Source organism: Lysinibacillus phoenicis (genome assembly GCF_047238325.1).
GTDB lineage: Bacteria > Bacillota > Bacilli > Bacillales_A > Planococcaceae > Lysinibacillus > Lysinibacillus irui.
Genome location: NZ_JBDFMP010000002.1, coordinates 378,947 through 397,264 on the forward strand (window position 1 = coordinate 378,947; position 18,318 = coordinate 397,264).

The 18,318-nt window shown below is 39.2% G+C and carries 19 protein-coding genes, 1 pseudogene and 1 riboswitch; of the genes and pseudogenes, 12 read left to right on the forward strand and 8 right to left on the reverse strand.

The annotated features are described in order from the left end of the window. Positions 1-15 precede the first annotated feature (15 nt). From ABC382_RS03090 to panF, 9 genes and pseudogenes are all read left to right on the forward strand, one after another. Positions 16-888: a branched-chain amino acid ABC transporter permease gene (locus ABC382_RS03090; protein ID WP_412926558.1), complete on the forward strand. Its 873-nt coding sequence runs from the start codon at positions 16-18 to the stop codon at positions 886-888. Further along, the gene (locus tag ABC382_RS03095; RefSeq protein ID WP_322610779.1) at positions 885-1,901 is read left to right on the forward strand and encodes a branched-chain amino acid ABC transporter permease; all 1,017 of its coding nucleotides are present in this window, start codon (positions 885-887) and stop codon (positions 1,899-1,901) included. The genes ABC382_RS03090 and ABC382_RS03095 overlap by 4 nt, the downstream gene beginning before the upstream one ends. After that, the gene (locus tag ABC382_RS03100; RefSeq protein WP_322610780.1) at positions 1,898-2,902 is read left to right on the forward strand and encodes a 3-oxoacyl-ACP synthase; all 1,005 of its coding nucleotides are present in this window, start codon (positions 1,898-1,900) and stop codon (positions 2,900-2,902) included. Before ABC382_RS03095 ends, ABC382_RS03100 begins: the two co-directional genes overlap by 4 nt. Before the next feature lie 12 nt (positions 2,903-2,914). Beyond that, a pseudogene (gene phaZ / locus ABC382_RS03105) lies at positions 2,915-3,802 on the forward strand (intracellular short-chain-length polyhydroxyalkanoate depolymerase); the annotation flags it as partial. A 6-nt stretch (positions 3,803-3,808) separates the two neighbouring features. Beyond that, positions 3,809-4,540 (forward strand): 3-oxoacyl-ACP reductase FabG, encoded by a 732-nt coding sequence (gene fabG, locus ABC382_RS03110; RefSeq protein WP_322610782.1) that lies wholly within the window; start codon positions 3,809-3,811, stop codon positions 4,538-4,540. A gap of 15 nt (positions 4,541-4,555) precedes the next feature. After that, entirely contained in the window at positions 4,556-6,031 is a 1,476-nt protein-coding gene (locus ABC382_RS03115; RefSeq protein WP_322610783.1) for a class I adenylate-forming enzyme family protein, read from the forward strand. 63 nt (positions 6,032-6,094) lie between these two features. Next, positions 6,095-6,649 carry a short-chain dehydrogenase gene (locus ABC382_RS03120; protein ID WP_322610784.1) on the forward strand — a complete coding sequence of 185 codons (555 nt, stop codon included), beginning with the start codon at positions 6,095-6,097 and terminating at the stop codon, positions 6,647-6,649. Positions 6,650-6,817: 168 nt separating this feature from the next. Then, complete coding sequence (locus ABC382_RS03125) at positions 6,818-7,081, forward strand: YhdT family protein (RefSeq protein ID WP_274793206.1); 264 nt, start codon at positions 6,818-6,820, stop codon at positions 7,079-7,081. Then, positions 7,081-8,526, forward strand: coding sequence for a sodium/pantothenate symporter (panF, locus tag ABC382_RS03130; protein ID WP_274793205.1), 1,446 nt, complete (start codon positions 7,081-7,083; stop codon positions 8,524-8,526). The genes ABC382_RS03125 and panF overlap by 1 nt, the downstream gene beginning before the upstream one ends. A gap of 42 nt (positions 8,527-8,568) precedes the next feature. Here panF and ABC382_RS03135 read toward each other — a convergent pair whose 3' ends face one another. Beyond that, positions 8,569-9,339 carry a TSUP family transporter gene (locus ABC382_RS03135; RefSeq protein ID WP_274793204.1) on the reverse strand — a complete coding sequence of 257 codons (771 nt, stop codon included), beginning with the start codon at positions 9,337-9,339 and terminating at the stop codon, positions 8,569-8,571. 127 nt (positions 9,340-9,466) lie between these two features. On the opposite strand from ABC382_RS03135, the gene ABC382_RS03140 reads away from it, so the two are divergent. After that, positions 9,467-10,249: a TrmB family transcriptional regulator gene (locus ABC382_RS03140; RefSeq protein WP_322610785.1), complete on the forward strand. Its 783-nt coding sequence runs from the start codon at positions 9,467-9,469 to the stop codon at positions 10,247-10,249. 60 nt (positions 10,250-10,309) lie between these two features. Next, complete coding sequence (locus ABC382_RS03145; protein WP_322605179.1) at positions 10,310-10,654, forward strand: hypothetical protein; 345 nt, start codon at positions 10,310-10,312, stop codon at positions 10,652-10,654. A 53-nt stretch (positions 10,655-10,707) separates the two neighbouring features. Here ABC382_RS03145 and ABC382_RS03150 read toward each other — a convergent pair whose 3' ends face one another. Next, a complete protein-coding gene (locus tag ABC382_RS03150) occupies positions 10,708-11,079 on the reverse strand; it encodes a nucleotide excision repair endonuclease (protein ID WP_274797331.1) in 372 nt (123 codons plus the stop codon). 204 nt (positions 11,080-11,283) lie between these two features. Beyond that, a riboswitch (SAM riboswitch) is annotated at positions 11,284-11,393 on the forward strand. A 98-nt stretch (positions 11,394-11,491) separates the two neighbouring features. Here ABC382_RS03150 and metA point away from each other — a divergent pair. After that, complete coding sequence (metA, locus tag ABC382_RS03155) at positions 11,492-12,427, forward strand: homoserine O-acetyltransferase MetA (protein ID WP_322610786.1); 936 nt, start codon at positions 11,492-11,494, stop codon at positions 12,425-12,427. A gap of 40 nt (positions 12,428-12,467) precedes the next feature. On the opposite strand, the gene ABC382_RS03160 is transcribed toward metA, so the two are convergent. The 6 genes from ABC382_RS03160 to plsY all read right to left on the reverse strand — a co-directional run bounded on the left by ABC382_RS03160 (position 12,468) and on the right by plsY (position 17,780). Continuing rightward, complete coding sequence (locus ABC382_RS03160) at positions 12,468-13,616, reverse strand: GerAB/ArcD/ProY family transporter (RefSeq protein WP_322610787.1); 1,149 nt, start codon at positions 13,614-13,616, stop codon at positions 12,468-12,470. 29 nt (positions 13,617-13,645) lie between these two features. Beyond that, positions 13,646-13,879, reverse strand: coding sequence for a hypothetical protein (locus tag ABC382_RS03165; protein WP_274793199.1), 234 nt, complete (start codon positions 13,877-13,879; stop codon positions 13,646-13,648). Positions 13,880-13,883: 4 nt separating this feature from the next. Further along, positions 13,884-15,083 carry a Ger(x)C family spore germination protein gene (locus ABC382_RS03170; protein ID WP_322605175.1) on the reverse strand — a complete coding sequence of 400 codons (1,200 nt, stop codon included), beginning with the start codon at positions 15,081-15,083 and terminating at the stop codon, positions 13,884-13,886. A 29-nt stretch (positions 15,084-15,112) separates the two neighbouring features. Further along, entirely contained in the window at positions 15,113-16,654 is a 1,542-nt protein-coding gene (locus ABC382_RS03175; RefSeq protein ID WP_274793197.1) for a spore germination protein, read from the reverse strand. A gap of 213 nt (positions 16,655-16,867) precedes the next feature. Further along, positions 16,868-17,158: a HesB/YadR/YfhF family protein gene (locus tag ABC382_RS03180; RefSeq protein WP_322610788.1), complete on the reverse strand. Its 291-nt coding sequence runs from the start codon at positions 17,156-17,158 to the stop codon at positions 16,868-16,870. A 19-nt stretch (positions 17,159-17,177) separates the two neighbouring features. Beyond that, the gene (gene plsY / locus ABC382_RS03185) at positions 17,178-17,780 is read right to left on the reverse strand and encodes a glycerol-3-phosphate 1-O-acyltransferase PlsY (protein WP_274793195.1); all 603 of its coding nucleotides are present in this window, start codon (positions 17,778-17,780) and stop codon (positions 17,178-17,180) included. Positions 17,781-18,318: the final 538 nt, after the last annotated feature.

Consider the following 18,318-nt stretch of genomic DNA (forward strand, 5'->3'; position numbering starts at 1 on the left):
AGGGGGTGACCATCTTTGGAGCTTTTCGTCAATTTAATCATTAATGGCTTGGCAACGGGGATGCTGATTTTTTTACTAGCAGCAGGCTTGACGTTAATTTTTGGCTTAATGGATGTGTTGAACTTTGCGCATGGTGGGTTATTTGTTTGGGGCGCCTATGCGGGAATTTTTATTTATATGTTTACGGAAAGTTTCCTTATTGGAATTCTTGGGGCGATTGTGACGGGTGCGTTACTTGGATTAATCACAGAGAAAATTATTATTACGCCCGTTTATGGCAACCATATACAGCAAATTTTAATTACCCTGGGGCTAATGCTTGTGCTACAGGAACTCATTAAAGTGGTCTTTGGCCCAAATGGTGTTGCGGTAAAAACACCTAGTTATTTAGCGGGTAGCTGGGAAATTGGCGACGTTATTATTATTAAATATCGTTTATTTATCATTGTGATAGGTTTCGTTATTTTTGGTATTTTCCAATACATGCTGAAGCGTACAAAGATTGGATTAATCGTTCGTGCAGGTGTACAGGATAAGGAAATGGCACAGGCCCTTGGTATTCATATTAAGCGTGTATTTTTATATGTTTTTATGGTGGGCGCAGCGTTGGCGGCACTTAGTGGGATGTTGATGGCACCCTATTCTGGAGTTATTTACGCAGAGATGGGCATGGAGTATGCCATTTTAGGCTTTATTGTAGTGGTCATTGGCGGTATGGGTAGTTTTTCGGGCTCTTTGGTTGCAGCTATTTTAGTAGGGCTTGCGGGTAGCTTTATGGCTTATTATGTGCCTGTCTTGTCACTAGCAGTCAATATGATTCTCATGGCCATCGTGTTAATTTTCCGTCCACAGGGGCTGTTTGCGATGCGAAGGGAGCGAACATCATGAACAATAAAATATCCTTGCGTTATATAGCCTTTTTCCTTTTACTAGCAATTTTTATTGTTCTTCCTTTAATCAATGATTCGAGAACTTTGCTCATTTTACTAACGCAAATCTTTATTTTTGGGATATTAGCAATGAGCTATGATATTTTACTAGGCTATACAGGAATTGTCTCATTTGGGCACGCTATGTTTTTTGGCATCGGTGCCTATACGACCGCAGTCATGCTCAAGCAAATCGATAATACACTGTTAATCTTTGTGCTGTCCATAGTGACGGGCATGGTTCTGGCAGGGTTCATTAGTTTTTTAGTAGGGTTATTGACCTTGCGTCTGAAAAGTCATTTCTTTGCGATGCTTACGCTTGCTTTTTCAGGATTATTTTTAGTATTAGCTGAAAAGTGGCGCTCTGTCACGTATGGCAATGATGGCTTTACTTTTCGAGCTCCCGATATGTTTAGAGATCGGATGACATTTTATTTCTTTGTGCTAGCAAGCCTAGTGCTCATCTTCTTAGCACTTTATCGTTTTGTGAACTCGCCGACAGGTCGCATTTTAATTGCTGTACGAGAAAATGAACAACGGACGAAATCATTAGGCTTTAATACGTTGCACTATAAAGTTATAGCCTCCGTTGTTGCGGGCATAGTGGCAAGCTTTGCAGGCTCCTTATATGCAGTGTCATTGCGTTTCGTCAATACAAGTGTGATGGCAATGGATATTACACTCGATGCCCTCTTAATGACGATAATTGGTGGGGTCGGCACGTTAGTCGGGCCATTATTAGGAGCGACAGTCATTGAATATGCTCAGCACGCTCTATCCGGCTTGGCACGAGATTATCCAATTTTTGAACGCTGGATTATCTTCTTTGGCATTCTTTATATTTTAGCTGTCATCTTTTTCCCAAAGGGCATTATTGGCTCACTAAAACTACTGTTTTGGAAATGGCGAAGAAAGCTAAAACAAAAGAAAGCGACGGTTGCCCTGCCACAGGAAAAGGAGCGATTTGAATGACAATCGGTATTGTTAGTACAGGTATTTATCTACCTCAAAATAAAATGACAGCGCAAGAAATAGCTGCTCTTTCGAATATTCCTGAGGATATTATTCGTCAAAAAATGGGCATTCATGAAAAGCCAATTCCTGGCGCATATGATCATACGGTGCAAATGGGGATATGGGCTGCACAGGAAGCGATTCAAAAGGCAAATATAGATCCAAAAGATATTGATGTTGTTATTTATATAGGGGAGGAGCATAAGGAATATCCACTCTGGACAGCCTCCATCAAAATGCAGGAGGAGCTTGGTGCGGTCAATGCTTGGGCCTTTGATGTGCAATTGCGCTGTGGCACAACGATTATGGCATTGAAGGTAGCAAAAAGCTTAATGGCCTCAGATGAAAGTATTCAAACCATTCTTCTAGCGGGCGGATATCGGAATGTGGATTTTATCGATTATAGCAACCCTAGGACACGTTTTATGTACAATTTGGCTGCTGGTGGAGGGGCCATAGTATTACGGAAAAATGAGGATAAAAACCAGCTTTTAGAGGCTGATATTATGACGGATGGCTCTTTCTCGGAGGATGTTGTTGTTCCAGTTGGGGGAACGAAAACACCGTTAACCCCATCCCATTTAACTGAAAACTTATATAAGCTTGACGTATTAGACCCAATTGGTATGAAAGAGCGCTTAGAACAGAAATCTTTAAGGAATTTTTTGAAGGTCATTCGTAGCTCTTTAGCGAAAAGTGGATACAGTGAAGCACAGCTTGACTATTTAGCGATGCTGCATATGAAGAGGTCTGCCCATGATTATATTTTAGCAGACCTTGGTTTACAGCAGGAGCAATCGATTTATTTGCAAGAATATGGGCATATCGGGCAGATTGATCAACTATTGTCGTTACAGCTAGCATTGGAGCAAAAGCGTATTCAAGAAGGTAATATTGTTACATTGGTTAGTGCAGGTATTGGCTATGTATGGGGGGCTATCACAATACGTTGGGGATAAGGGGGAAATGGAATGTTAAAAACAATTCAGCTCGCAAATGGTGAAACGATGGCTTATCGTAAGCGCTCAGGGGGAGCTCAACTTTTACTATTGGTTCATGGTAATATGACATCTTCTAAGCATTGGGATATTCTGATGGATGCTTTAGATGACAAATATACAATTTATGCTATCGATTTACGAGGTTTTGGTGGATCATCGTATCATAAGCCTATCTCTGCCATTAAAGATTTTAGCGATGATGTCAAGCTATTTATCGATGCTATGCAGTTGCAAACCTTCGATATGATTGGCTGGTCAACAGGAGGAGCCGTCTGTATGCAGTTTGCCGCTAATTATCCAGGGCATTGTCAACGACTGATTTTACTAGCTTCCGCTTCAACACGTGGATATCCATTCTACACGGATTTAGGAACAGGCAATCCAGCATCCTTTAAAAGAGCCTATAGCTATGAAGAAGTGTTGATTGATACATCCAAAACAAAGCTTGTGCAAGGCTTCTATGACACAAAAAATGGTGAAGGCTTACAGTCTATATGGAATGCATTAATTTATACCCATCAACAGCCGAACGCAGAAAAATATCAAGAATATATAGAGGATATGCTGACACAAAGGAATTTAGCAGAAGTGTACCACGCACTTAATACGTTTAATATGAGTGCTTTTGACAATGAGATTGCAAAAGGCTCTCAAGAAGCCCTCCTACTCCATATTCCGATTTTAGTATTGCGAGGGGATCGGGATTTGGTCATTACAGAGGAAATGAATGCAGAATTGCTACATGATCTAGGCAAGGAGACACAGTTCGTTAGTTTAAAAAATTGTGGGCATTCCCCACTGATCGATGATTTAGCACAGCTAACAGCCGAAATCGAGGCTTTTTTAGAAATTGGGGGAGAAATCATGCGATTAAACAATAAGGTTGCGATTATCACTGGCGCTGCAAATGGGATTGGTTATGCGGCTACCGAACGTTTTATTGAAGAAGGAGCATTTGTGTTTATCGCCGATTTTGATGAACAGGCAGGGATTCACGCTGCCGAACAACTAGGGGACAACGTGGCCTTTATACAAGTAGATGTAGCAAGTAGAGAGAGCGTTCAACAACTAGTAGCAGCGGTAATCGAACAGAAAGGTCGCATTGATATCCTAGTGAATAATGCAGGGATTACAAGAGATGCAATGCTGACGAAGATGACAGAGGACCAATTTCAGCAGGTTATCGATGTTAATCTGACTGGGGTTTTTCATTGTACTCAGGAGGTTATCCCCCATATGGTGGCAGCTGGTGGTGGCAAAATAATTAATACATCATCGGTAAGTGGGGTTTACGGTAATGTTGGTCAAACGAATTACGCAGCTACAAAAGCAGCCATTGTAGGAATGACGAAATCGTGGGCAAAGGAATTAGGACGTAAGGGAATCAACGTCAATGCAGTGGCACCTGGGTTTACAGAAACGGATATGGTCAAAAAGATGCCTGAAAATATTGTGGCTCAAATGCGCTCAATCGTTCCCTTACAACGATTAGGGACACCACGGGATATTGCCAATGCCTACTTGTTTTTAGCATCTGATGAGGCTTCCTACGTCCACGGTCATACGCTACATGTGGATGGAGCCATCATGATGTGATCGGGGGGTGTTAAGATGTTTGTCGAGCAAGCTTGGATTTTAAAACGTGCCGCCTTAACGCCTCATTACATCGCGTTAATTAATTTAGCAACAGAAGAGCAGTGGACCTATCAGCAATTATCTGAGGAAATTGGTAAATGGAGTCATTTTTTTGAGCGTCAGCAGCTACAAAAAGGAAGTAGAGTCGCTGTTTTTGCAAAAAATCACATTCAATTGTTTGCTGTTTTATTTGCTTGTGGGCTACGTGGACTTATCTATGTGCCGTTAAATTGGCGTTTGAGTAAAGAGGAATTAACACAAATTTTGCAGGATGCTACCCCTTCTATTCTGTTGTATGATGAGGAAGGTTCTTGTCCCTTGACACTAGAAAAGATGTTTCCTCTTCAGAGCATCGAGCAAGAGAAGGATACGGTACCAAGTAGGCAAGCAGTGGACATGGACGATCCATGGTTAATGATTTATACGGGAGGTACTACAGGGCGACCAAAAGGGGTTGTGCTTTCCTTTCAATCGGTGAATTGGAACGCCATGAATACAATTATTAGCTGGGGTTTACATGCTCAAGACCGTACATTAAATTATATGCCGATGTTTCATACAGGTGGTTTAAATGCATTATGTATACCATTACTCATGGCTGGTGGGACGGTCATCATTGGCGATAAATTTGAAGCAGAAACAGCGCTGCAAGCAACGAATCAATACAAAACGACCATTTCCCTTTTTGTGCCAACGATGTATCAAGCGATGATTGCTACGAAGTACTTTCAGGAAAATCAATTTCCTTCGATGAAAGTATTTTTATCAGGCGGTGCACCATGTCCTCATCCTATTTATGATGCCTTTTACAAGAAGGGGCTATTTTTTAAAGAAGGCTACGGTTTAACCGAAGCAGGACCTAATAATTTTTATATAGCTAGAGAGCATGCTTACGCGAAAAAAGGGGCTGTCGGAAAGAGCATGCAATTTAACGAGGCTAAAATCATCAACCCCGCAGGGCAAAGCTGTGCACCTCGTGAAGTCGGAGAGCTCTTCGTAAAAGGAAAGCATATGTTTCGATTTTACTGGAATAACAAGCAGGAAACTGCCAATATCCTGCAAGATGGCTGGTTAAAAACAGGCGATTTAGCCATGATGGATGAAGACGGTGACTTCTATATCGTGGGACGTAGAAAGGAAATGATCATTTCGGGCGGCGAAAATATTTATCCGCAGGAAGTGGAGCAATGCCTATTACAGCATCCGCATGTACAGGAGGTTGCCGTGATTGGAGTAGAGGATGACTATTGGGGTGAGATTGTAACAGCTTTTATTGTCTGTCAACACCAAACTACTGCTGTTTTAGATGAACTCAATGAGCTATGTCACCAGCAATTAGGACGCTATAAAATTCCAAAACATATCATTTTCCTAGATGAATTACCAAAAACAAGTGTTGGTAAAATTGATAAAAAGGTATTGCAACTACTTGTCGATACGCCGAACTGTTAAGTAAATAAGTAGCTTAGCGACTCTCACATTTCTTTAAATCTAAATGAAGTGAGGGATAAATGGATGACACACGCATTAGTTATTGGTGGAACAGGGATGTTAGCTAACACATCCCTATGGTTAGTAAATAATGGTTACCATGTTTCAGTCATTGGACGGAATGCCGATCGGATGGAACGTTTGCTAAACAAGGCAAATAACTCATCCATGATAACCCCTTTGTTAGTAGATTATCGTGATGAATCCTTGTTATTAAAGAAAATACGAGAAACGATGCAGCAAAATGGACCTATTGAATTAGTAATTGCTTGGATTCATTCATATGCTGATAGTACATTAGAGCGCATAGCAAGTGAAATTTCACAATGGCAAGGCGGATCATGGAAACTGTTTCATGTCTTGGGGAGTCGTGCAAATCTTACTGAAGTTAAAGGGCAAATCGATAAACTTGATGCCCTACAATACCATCAAGTTCAACTTGGCTTTAAAATTGAAGATAGTCATTCACGGTGGCTTACAAATGAGGAAATATCACAAGGTGTCATTGATTCCATTCAGCATGATCGGTTACTCCATACAGTGGGAACGATGGAACCTTGGGAAAAACGTCCGTTATAAGCAAATTCCATGCCAAATAACCTTCGTCTTATTCGATAGACGAGGGTTTTTATTTTTTGGAGCGGTTAATTGATAGCAGTTCGAGACTACATAGGATAAAAAACGTTTCTTACACTTCCCATCAGACCAACATATCAGTAAAATAGAGTAGGTTAGGGGGATTGTCATGTGAAAGATCAACGCTTTAAAATAGCGCATCGAGAGGCGCTTATTGGGATTGGACTAGTCATTGTCAACTTTGCGATTTGGTTTGGCTTTGCCTATGGATTAGGCGGAGGAGATCCAGCTAATTATTCGTATGTATTCGGTTTTCCTGCCTGGTTTTTCTATAGCTGTATCGCAGGGACAGGCTTTATGATCCTGCTCATCTGGATTGTCATGAAACTCTTTTTCAAAGAGGTACCATTTGATGATGAGGAGGGGGATCATTAATGCATTGGCAAGTTGTATTTCCTTTGCTATTATTTCTAATTATTATTTTTGGGATTGGTATTTGGGCTAATAAGCATATCCGTTCCTCTAATTCGTTCCTTCAGGAGTATTTCCTTGGTGGTCGTGAAATGGGTGGCTTCATTCTAGCGATGACGATGATTGCTACATATGGTAGTGCAAGTAGTTTTATCGGTGGGCCAGGTGTAGCCTATACAAAAGGCCTTGGCTGGGTATTACTCGCGATGGCACAGCTTCCGGCGGGTTATTTTGTCCTCATGATTTTAGGTAAAAAATTTGCTATCATAGCTCGTCGTTACCAGGCCATCACATTAATTGACTTTTTACGAGAGCGTTACAAAAGCCATGTCATAGTGATTTTATCCGCCATCAGTATTATTGTCTTTTTATTTTCTGCGATGATGGCACAATGGGTCGGGGGCGCACGTTTAATTGAATCTTTGACAGGCTTAAGCTACACAACGGCACTGTTTATTTTTGCTATTTCGGTGTTAGTGTATGTTATTATTGGAGGCTTCCGAGCAGTAGCTTTAACGGATACAGTCCAGGGCACAATTATGGTTATTGGTACAGTTATTTTATTAATTGGCACAATTATTGCAGGTGGTGGTATCGATAATATTATGACCTCACTAGTCGCTGAAAATCCGGATTTTGTATCACCCTTTGGCGCACAGGGAGATTTAACACCACTTTATGTCTCGACATTTTGGATTTTAATCGGTGTGGGTGTCGTAGGACTCCCACAAATTGCAGTTCGTGCGATGAGCTATAAAGATTCAAAAAGTATGCATTTAGCCATCATTATCGGTACGATTGCGATTGGGACAATCATGTTTGGTATGCATTTAATTGGTGTATTAGCTCGACCTGTCCTACCTGGTATTGATATTGGAGATAAAGTGATGCCACTTCTAACGTTGAAGGTATTACCGCCATTTTTAGCAGGGATTGTATTAGCTGCACCAATGGCCGCTACGATGTCTACTGTTAATGCACTGCTCATGCTTGTTAGCTCCACAGTTGTGAAAGATATCTATTTAAATTACATGAAGCCAAAAGCAAGTGATGCAGAAATTAAGCGTGCAAGCTTTATTGTCACAACGGTCATTGGATTAGCAGTCATTATCTTTGCCCTAAATCCACCAGACTTATTAGTATGGTTGAATTTATTTGCCTTTGGTGGGCTGGAGGCAGTCTTTATTTGGACCGTGGTCCTAGGATTGTATTGGAAGAAGGCGAACAAATATGGTGCAATTGCTTCGATGATTACAGGCATGTCCCTGTACATTGTCATTGATCGCTTCTATCCTTCCATCTTTGGTATGCATACAGTCACGCTGCCAATTGTGGCATCCTTCATTATTTTTGTTATGGTGAGTCTTGCCACTAGTCATAAATTTAAAAATGAACAATTAATGATTTAAAGTAAACACGCCACAGATTACAATTCTGTGGCGTGTTTTAATTTAATGCATCATAAAATCATAGGCGTTTTTCGCTAATAATGTCATCGTCACCACGATAAAAAGCGTACGAACAAAGCCGCTTCCTTTTTGAATCGCCATTTTTGAGCCGAGCATTGCTCCACCAATTTGAGCGATCCCCATGACTAAACCATATACATAATGAATTTGCCCTAAGTAAGCAAACATACACACACCAGCTACATTACTCGCTAAATTTAAAAATTTCGCATTGCCTGCTGCCTTTAAAAAATCAAAGCCTATCAGCAGGAAGCTAAAGATTAAAAAGGAGCCTGTTCCAGGACCAAGAAAGCCATCATAAAAACCAATAGCAAATAACAGCAGCATAAATAAAAATAAATGAGTTTTAGATAAATTTTTTACAGTAGAGACAGCACCCCAATCCTTTTTAAAGATTGTATAAATCCCCACTGCTGCCAGCATGACTAACATTAGTGGCTTTAGTAATGCTGGGTTGATGAGATGGACAGTCCATGCACCACATAATGATCCGATAAATGCTAGAGGAAAATATTTAAGGACAGAGCGAATTTCCAGCTGACCAGAACGGTAGAAGGAAATAGAGGATGTTAGTGAGCCCATTGCCCCTGCTAGTTTATTAGTGGCAACAGCAGCCGCTGGGTTAAGACCAACAAACAGTAGAGCCGGTAATGAAATTAATCCGCCTCCTCCAACTACCGAGTCGACAAAAGCTGCCAGAAATCCAAATGATATTAATAGAATGATAATATGTACATCGACATCAAAAACCATGATTACACCTCTTCTAAATTAGTTACTACTGAAATAGTAACTAATTTACTTACTGCTGTAAACCCTAACTTTTTTATTGGCAAATCTTCACAACAGTAGCCTATAATAAAGCTAATGGAGGGATTACATGGAGGAATTAATCACCCAGTTGAAAGATATGGGTTTTACAGAATATGAAGCAAAAGCCTATACGGCACTCGTTCAACAAAGTCATGTTAGTGCCTATCAGGTCAGCAAAAATTCTGGCATACCGCGTGCAAGAGTATATGATATTTTAAATATCCTTGTAGAAAAAGGGATCGTGTTGAAAGAAGAGACTGCAGAACAAACGACCTATTCAGCCATGCCCGTGTCCGTATTTTTACAGCAAATGGAGCAGCGCTGGCAATCAAATTTTTCGTCGATAAGTATGAAATTAGAAAAGCTAGAGGAAAATGTTCAGGAAGTGGAGCATAAAGTCGTGATGCTAAAGGGCAAGGAGTCCATCCTCAATTACTGTCAGTCACTTTTAAGAAAAGCAAAGAAAAAAGTGATTCTGTCGATGTGGGAAGATATGTACGATGCGCTACGGCAAGACCTTCAAGAAGTGTCACAGCGTATTCCTGTGCATGGCATTACACTGTATGTAGACGAACACTTAGCGACTATTGACCGCCATAGGGCCACACACTATACGAAAAAAACGTCTACTCCACATTGGTTTATTTTATCGGTAGATGGTCAGGAAATGATTTATGGTCACTCGCCATCCGCGCAAGAAACGGCCTTCATCACTAATGACCCTGTCCATATCTATTTGTTAGAGGATTATATTTGGCATGATGTCCTTATCAATAGACTAGTAAAACGCGATGATCAGGAGCTTGAGGATTGGATTGCGAAAGAGCGAAAAGGTTTTTTCTTAGAATAAAGATGAGAAAAGGGGAGCATTCTGAATAAATTAGTGTTGCTAGGTTTAGGGTGTCTACTAATGTTAGCAGCGTGTAATGCTACGCCACCTACCACTCCACTCAGCATTCGTGAACTACCTATCGTACCAGAACATGTTCAGAAAAACATCGTTTCTCAGGACAATATTCAATTATTGTATGAAGATGACGCGACGTATTATCTCGTCTATTATTCAAAGGGAAATGTACTAGCAAGTATGGAAGTAGAGGAAAATAGACTCATCATTCATCTTAATGAAGGCAGCGAGCAACGAAAAGAGGCCCAACCATATGTTTTTAAAATATCGAAAAGCCCTGAACAGAACCTTATTGAGGTCTTCATCAACAAGCAAAACACACCCATCGATCGTATGACCATCCTGTGAAAAAAGAAACCGAAATCTCACTTTGATGAGATTTCGGCTTTTTGTAATTTGTCTTAATAAAAGACTTTATCAACATTGTATTTGGAGCGGAAAGTATTAATGGCATATGTTTCGTAAATTTCACGTTCCATTGGATCTTCTACTTCATAGACTTCAATTTTGAACACTTCATCACGGTGGTTTTTCATCGGTGATACATTATCCTCAAAGTGCTTTTTAATACGTTGACGGATTTTACGAGCTTTCCCAACGAATAATAGCTCATTCTTGTCATTATAGAATAAGAAAATGCCGCCTTTATCACGTGTGATTTTATGGAAATCAATAAAGCCAAAATAAGGTGTGATTGGCACATCACCTGGTTTTACTTCTTGTTCACGTTGACGGATAACTACATCTGGTTTTGGAAATTCAATTTTAATCAAACTATTCACGTTCCTCTCTCTTACTAAAGCTATATGGTAACATAAATACGGCATGTTTACCATAAATTTTAAATATCGAAAAGCCACTAACAGCAAGCTTAGTGTACTTCAAATGGACAAAGAACATGCATAGCGAATCACAAAATATTCTATGAATTATTGATATTCTAACTAGTTCATGTTACAATTCAAGGTAATTAAATAATCTTATCAAGAGAAGCTGAGGGATATGGCCCTATGACGCTTCAGCAACCTCTAACATGTGTTAGAAAGGTGCTAATTCCAACAAAGGATATTCCTTTGAGAGATAAGAGTGGACGTGAAAAAATCCTTCTCATTCTATCTCGTATGGAATGAGGGGGATTTTTTAATTTTTAGAAAAAGAGAGCGAAAACAGAGAGGGGAACGCAAGATGCCAATTAATATTCCGAAAAATTTACCAGCTGGAGAACATTTACGTGAGGAAAAAATCTTCGTGATGGAAGAGGATCGTGCGAAAACACAGCAAATTCGTCCGTTAAATATATTAATTTTAAATTTAATGCCGGAAAAAGAAAAAACAGAACTCCAATTATTACGGTTATTAGGGAATACACCGTTACAGGTCAATATTACGTTTTTAAACACTGCCACACATGAATCAAAAAATGTTAGTAAATCTCATTTACAGCTATTTTATACGACATTCAACCAAATTCGTCATCGACGCTATGATGGCATGATTATTACAGGGGCGCCAGTAGAAAAATTGGCTTTTGAAGAGGTCAACTATTGGCAAGAAATTTCAGAAATTATGGATTGGTCCAAAGAGAATGTGACATCCGTATTACATATTTGTTGGGGAGCACAGGCTGCTTTGTATCACCACTATGGAATTGGAAAGATAGAGCTTTCAGCTAAATGTTCTGGTGTCTATTCCCATGTCATTACCGATTTAACGGTAGATTTAGTGCGGGGATTTAGTGATTTATTTACCGCTCCTCATTCTCGCCATACGTCTGTGTCAATTGACGATGTACGCAATCATCCAGACTTACGCTTATTATCTTATTCGGAGGATGCAGGGGTATTTATCGTACAATCAAAAGATAATAAAAACATTATGATTACAGGTCACCTGGAATATGATGCAACAACACTAGCCGATGAATACAGTCGTGATGTGGCTAAGGGCCTTGATATCGCCGTTCCCGTAAACTACTTTCCAAACGATGATCCAACTAAAGAGCCTATTAATACATGGCGTGCCCACACCCATTTATTATTCTCGAACTGGTTGAACTATTATGTATACCAAGAAACACCATATGAATGGGATTTTGTTGACGAAATTGAGTATCATATTTGATTCAAATAAAAAGTCTAATTTCTTGCTAATTTAAAAGAAATTAGACTTTTTGATTGTCATTGCTTGTTTCTGCTTTGGGCATTTCGCTCGTTTCAGCTTTCGCTTTGCGATTGCGAATAATCGCCACAATCAGTAAAAGGATCGGTAATAGAATGGTGATGAAAAAAGAAAAGATTGGCCAAATTTCATTATTATATTTGTTCGAATGGACAATGTTTGGGTGAACTATTTGAGAAAGCCCAATAACAATTAGTCCCATCGGTATAATGAGAGGCCGATGATCCTTGATTTTTAAAATCTGGGCAAGGCCGACAACGGTCGTATAGAAATACATAAAAGTTCGAATATAAATGGATGAGATCCACATAAAGGCCATTATAATCTCAATCCGCTGCAAAAAATTCCCTATCGATATTCTTTGTGCTAAGGCATAGCTTGGAAAGGTTCTAGAAGCCGTATTTTCAGGACCTAGTACAAGAATTGATAGCACAATCAATGTCACTAAAACAAATCCACCTAAGATGATTCCAATATAAAACCCTTTCTGCGCGGATTGCTGTACATTAACCGCAGCAGGGTAGAGCATTAATAACACAATTAATGGAAAGGAAAAAATACTCATAAAACGAATAATACTATAAAACATTGATGATTTTGTTGCCTCGAGTACAGGTTGAATATTTTCAAACGTAATCTGAGGGGTAATACAGACAACAAAAAAAATAAAAATAAAGACAAATAACGGAAAGAGGATTTCTGCAGACCGCGCAAAAGTTTCAATGCCTAAATAGGCAGCATACATAATGATAATAATAAACAGCAAGGCAATCGCCATGGTCGGTGTTTCCGGCATCACTTCTGTTTTCATGAATATCCCGATAAAATAGAGTAATTCTCCAGCGGAAAGAAAGGTCAGAATCAGGAAACAAATGGCTGTGAATTTCCCCAAAAAGGGACCGAGTATTTTTTCGTTTGCCTCAATAAAATTAAGAGAAGGTGTTTGGTTGGCTAGCGTCATAAATAATTTAATAACCAGTAAACTGAGGATGACCCCAATACTGGCAGCAATCCACGAATCTTGCTTAGCGGCACTTGTGATGCTAGCGGGAATAATTAAAATAGCTGTACCGATTGAATAAAGGAGGGTAATAATTGTAAATTGTCTTGAGCTAATGATTTCCTTTTCCATCGAATCCCTTCCTTTTTTAGTCATTCTCTCTATTTGCTTAATGACAAAATATAATCTCTAATCGGTGTAAATATAAATGTTATTAAATCTAATGGGCTCGGAATATGGATTTTAAGGGCAATTGCCATATTTAAAGCCGTACCAATAAGTAACAAAATGGAGAACACAACAATGCCCTTTGTATCCTGTTGTTTTTTTAGTTTTGGAATAAAAATAATGCCTACGATGACCGAGATGATCAAGATCGCAACGGCTAGAACCACTTCGTTACTCCTCCTTTGGTTTGTTTAGTAATGAGTTTTGCATTGTACCTAAGCCTTGCGTTTTCACCTTCACATGAACATGAATCGGCAATTCTGGAAAGATAGTTGGCCAATCATTTTTGATTTTTTTCCACTGTTTTGCATCTGCCCGATGGAGTGTATCACCAAATCCTAGAACATCAACTTCATATTGTTGTTGTATTTTCTCTAATGCTTCTTCAATTCGCCCTTTGATACCTTGAGCTGTTTTTTGATTCACATAATCAATAGATTTAGGTTTTGAAAGGTCGATATCACATTCTACTTCTCCCACGTTCTGCTCCACTTCAATTTGAACATCGATTGCTGGCTCTCCATGTTGAAAGGAGCCTTTTACTTTTGTTTTGGAATGTGTGATTTCTGTAGATAAAGTACCTTTCTTCGGACAAGCGATGATTTCAATGGTACTTTTAATTTTGTCACTGAGAAAACTAACACTTTTACTTTCTTCCTCTGTCAGTAATCCGATGAATTTATCCTTTTTAAAGACAGCTAGACCTGCGTATTGTAATAAAACGGGTGTTTTGACGCGCTGAACATTGGCTTGATCGACGCCTAATTTTTTATCGCCGTGAATTTCAATCGCAGAAATTAATGCTCCTTTATCCTTACTACTTAATGTGTTAACTAATTCATCTATATTAATAGCGATTGTGGAGCCCCAAGCCTTTTCAGAAACCTCAAGTGAATTTAACATTTTATTAGCAGGCACCTTTTCGATGGGTGTTAGTACATTTAACACATCCTTTGCTGCAGCCTCATAAGACATAATGACATCGAAATCTTTTCGAAATTCATGATCCCTCGAAATTAAATCGAGTGATTCACTGATTCCTTCTTTTGCGAGCTCTTCTCCTAAGACGACTACTTGCAGATGAGCAAAATAGGGTTTCCGTGCTGCAAGTGTTGTCATTTTGCGAATAGCCTCAAAGATAGTCTCACCCCTCGCATGATAGCTAATAACAGGGGAGCGTTGTGTGGAGGCTTGTTTCATCGACACTTCACTAGGATCGACAATCTGCACGGTGACCTCATATGCATCGTCTATTTTATCTATTCCAAGTGCAACGACAATGGCTAATTCATTTAATTCACGCTTACTCCAGCAACCACTTAATAATAAAGTGAGGATGCAAAGTAAGCCGATCACTTTTATTTTCGCCATATTTAATTTCCTCATTTATTCAATAGTGATTACCTCTTTTTTACATCTTTATATTGATGGCCTCTGACAATGTTTTTCTGGTTAACTAAACGAGGTCGTGTTAGTAACTTTCTACGTGGGAATAATAGAAAGGCATCTTTTTGATCCTTCAGGACTAACGGTGCAAATGGGCTTAAATAAGGTACACCAAATGATCGAATACTACATAAATGTAGAATAATCAACATAATGCCAAACATTACACCAAATAAACCAAACATCGCAGCACAAATCATTAATGGAAACCGTAGCACACGAATAGTATTCGATAGGCCATAAGCAGGGAAGAGGAAACTACAAATGGCCGTTAAGGCGACAATGATGACCATTACAGCTGAAACAATGCCTGCTTCAACCGCTGCTTGACCAATAACTAAGGTACCTACAATCGACACAGCAGGACCGATTGTTCTTGGCATACGAAGTCCAGCTTCCCTCAAAACCTCAAAGGCAATCTCCATTATGAGTGCCTCTACTACAGCTGGGAAGGGGACGCCCTCCCTTTGCGATGCAATACTGATTAACATCGGTGTTGGCAGCATTTCTTGGTGAAAGGTTGTAATGGCTACATACAGTGATGGTGCTACTAATGCTAGACTAATACCAAAAAAGCGCAATATGCGGATCAGGGAGCTTATCATCCAATGCTGATAATAATCTTCTGCTGACTGTAAAAAAGATGTAAATAACGCTGGCACCACTAAGACAAAGGGTGTTCCATCTACTAAAATCGCTACTTTCCCATCTAATAATTCACCAGCAATGACATCGGGACGTTCGGAGTTGTAGATAGTTGGAAACATGGTATTTTTAGAATCCTGAATGAAATCCTCAATATAACCACTTTCCAATATGCCATCAATATTGATGCGGTCTAAACGAGCTAATACCTCTGCGACAATTTTGTCGTTCGCGATGCCATTAATATACATGACTGCTACATCTGTTTGTGTGACATCACCGATAATACGTGATTTAATCCAGAGGTTTGGACTTTTTATTTTACGACGGATTAGGGCTGTATTGGTACGAAGTGTTTCCGTAAAGGATTCCCTAGGTCCTCGTATAACCGATTCCGTCGATGGTTCTGTTACTGCTCGATCTTTCGCACTTCTTGTGCTGGTCACTATCCCTTCAGCAAAGCCATCTAATAATATAACCGTTTCACCATTGAGAATAGCTTGGTAGAGCGTTTTAAAGTGCTCAATATTTTTTACATCACCAACTGTTAAATAGGAATTTCGGACATATTCATTAATGGTTGTAATTTCAATATCTTGTTCTTCCTCAATGTTAGCCATCAGTTTATCAATAACAGAATCGGAAATGGTTGTTTTATCTGATAAACCATCAATCGATATAATGGCTAGGTGATGAGGTTCAGTTTCACCAATAGTAATTTTTCGTATAATGATGTCATTGCTATGACCGAGTGAGTTCTGAATGATTTTTAAATTTTTAGCAAGGGACGTGTATAACAAATCGTTCATAGTATGGGATGGGGAGGTATCAATATTGTTAGACGTGGACATGTGTTTTCCTCCTCAAATGGACGTTCATTACCATTAGAGTGGACAAATTTTTTACCAGATAAACGAAGAAGGCATGAAAATCTGCCATGGATTTCTACTGGATGTCTTCTCAGCTTCGGGTACCGCTAAAGATTACTTCAACGTAACAACCTTGGACCATGAAGCGAAATAAAAAACAGTGTTTCCTTTCATATGCCGAAAGGAAACACTGTTTTATGTACGATAATCATATTGTAATTCATCTTTACTTGCATCAACGTCAACATGTAGATTGTAATCGTTAAAGAACCAGAGGTCTTTCTCTTCAATGTAATAGGTTACACCATCAATTTCTGTTTGAACACCTATAGCGATCGGTTCTTCACGAGTCATGCCAAGTGAAAAGCCTTCGTGAAAAGGACTAGAACCACCATAGCGTGCATAAAAGCGAATGGTATCACCTGATTCTACTTCCATTTCCTGCTTGAACCATTGTAGGGCTTCATCTGTTAATGCAATGTTCATTTCGAATGCTCCTCTCTTCCTACAGCCATTTTACCTTTGGCTCGGTGCCGTTTTTAATCCGTGAAATATTGGCACGGTGACGATAAATAATAAAAGTGAATAAAAAGGCTACCAAAATGCCTAATGCAAAGTCACCTGTAACAAAATAATAAACGATTGCATAAATAAGTGCTACTAAAGCGGCTATCATAGATGTTAAACTAACGATTTTAGTAATTTTTAATGTCACAATAAAGGCAATAAATAATAGGACAAACAGTGGCCATGAATAGCCTAATAAAACACCCGCAGAGGTTGCCACTGCCTTCCCACCACGGAAGTTGGCGAAGATTGGAAACATATGGCCGATTACGGCAACTAGGCCGAGTAGTAACGGATGGAGCATACTGTCAGAGAAAATAGGAAGTGTCACGAGTAACACTGCGGCAGTTCCTTTTAAAACATCCATCACGGTCACCACGATACCCGCTTTTTTTCCTAACGTGCGGAAGGTATTGGTTGCACCTAGATTACCGCTCCCGTGTTCACGAATATCTGTGTTATAAAAAATTTTGCCTATCCATAATCCAGAAGGTATAGAGCCAATTAGATAAGCACATAAAATAATAAGTCCATTGATCATAGCTGGACTCCTTTCATTCATAGTCAATACTTGGTACTAATAGTTTGTAACAAGTATTTTACACTTTTTCTTGCTAATCTACAATGTTATGAAGGAGATTTCATTATGGGTCTTGAATTCAATTACCATAGGGTAGTCTTTTAGACATGAGAGGATCAGTTGTGGAAAAAAGCCTTTTTAAAAATATAGGCATAAAGGCAATTTTGTCAATCGTTCATTCCTTTGGTAGAATAGAAGTCTAACTTTATCCAGTTAATCGCGAGATACATCGTAGCACTTTCATCGCTCGTGATGAGAAGCCAAACAAATGGAAGTGAAACTAAATAGGCTACTATGCGTCAAACGATAATGGATAGTAGTAGCAGTCTGTCTTGCTTAAATTCCAAATTTAAGCAACTGTTGAAGATGTTTACTATAAAAAGAATCAAAACTGTGAGCAATTTTTAAAATTTTATTGGACCTGTCGCTAGCTATTGACAGGAAATGCTATTATTATTAGGATGAGAACATAAATAGAACATGTGTTTGTTTTTTGGAG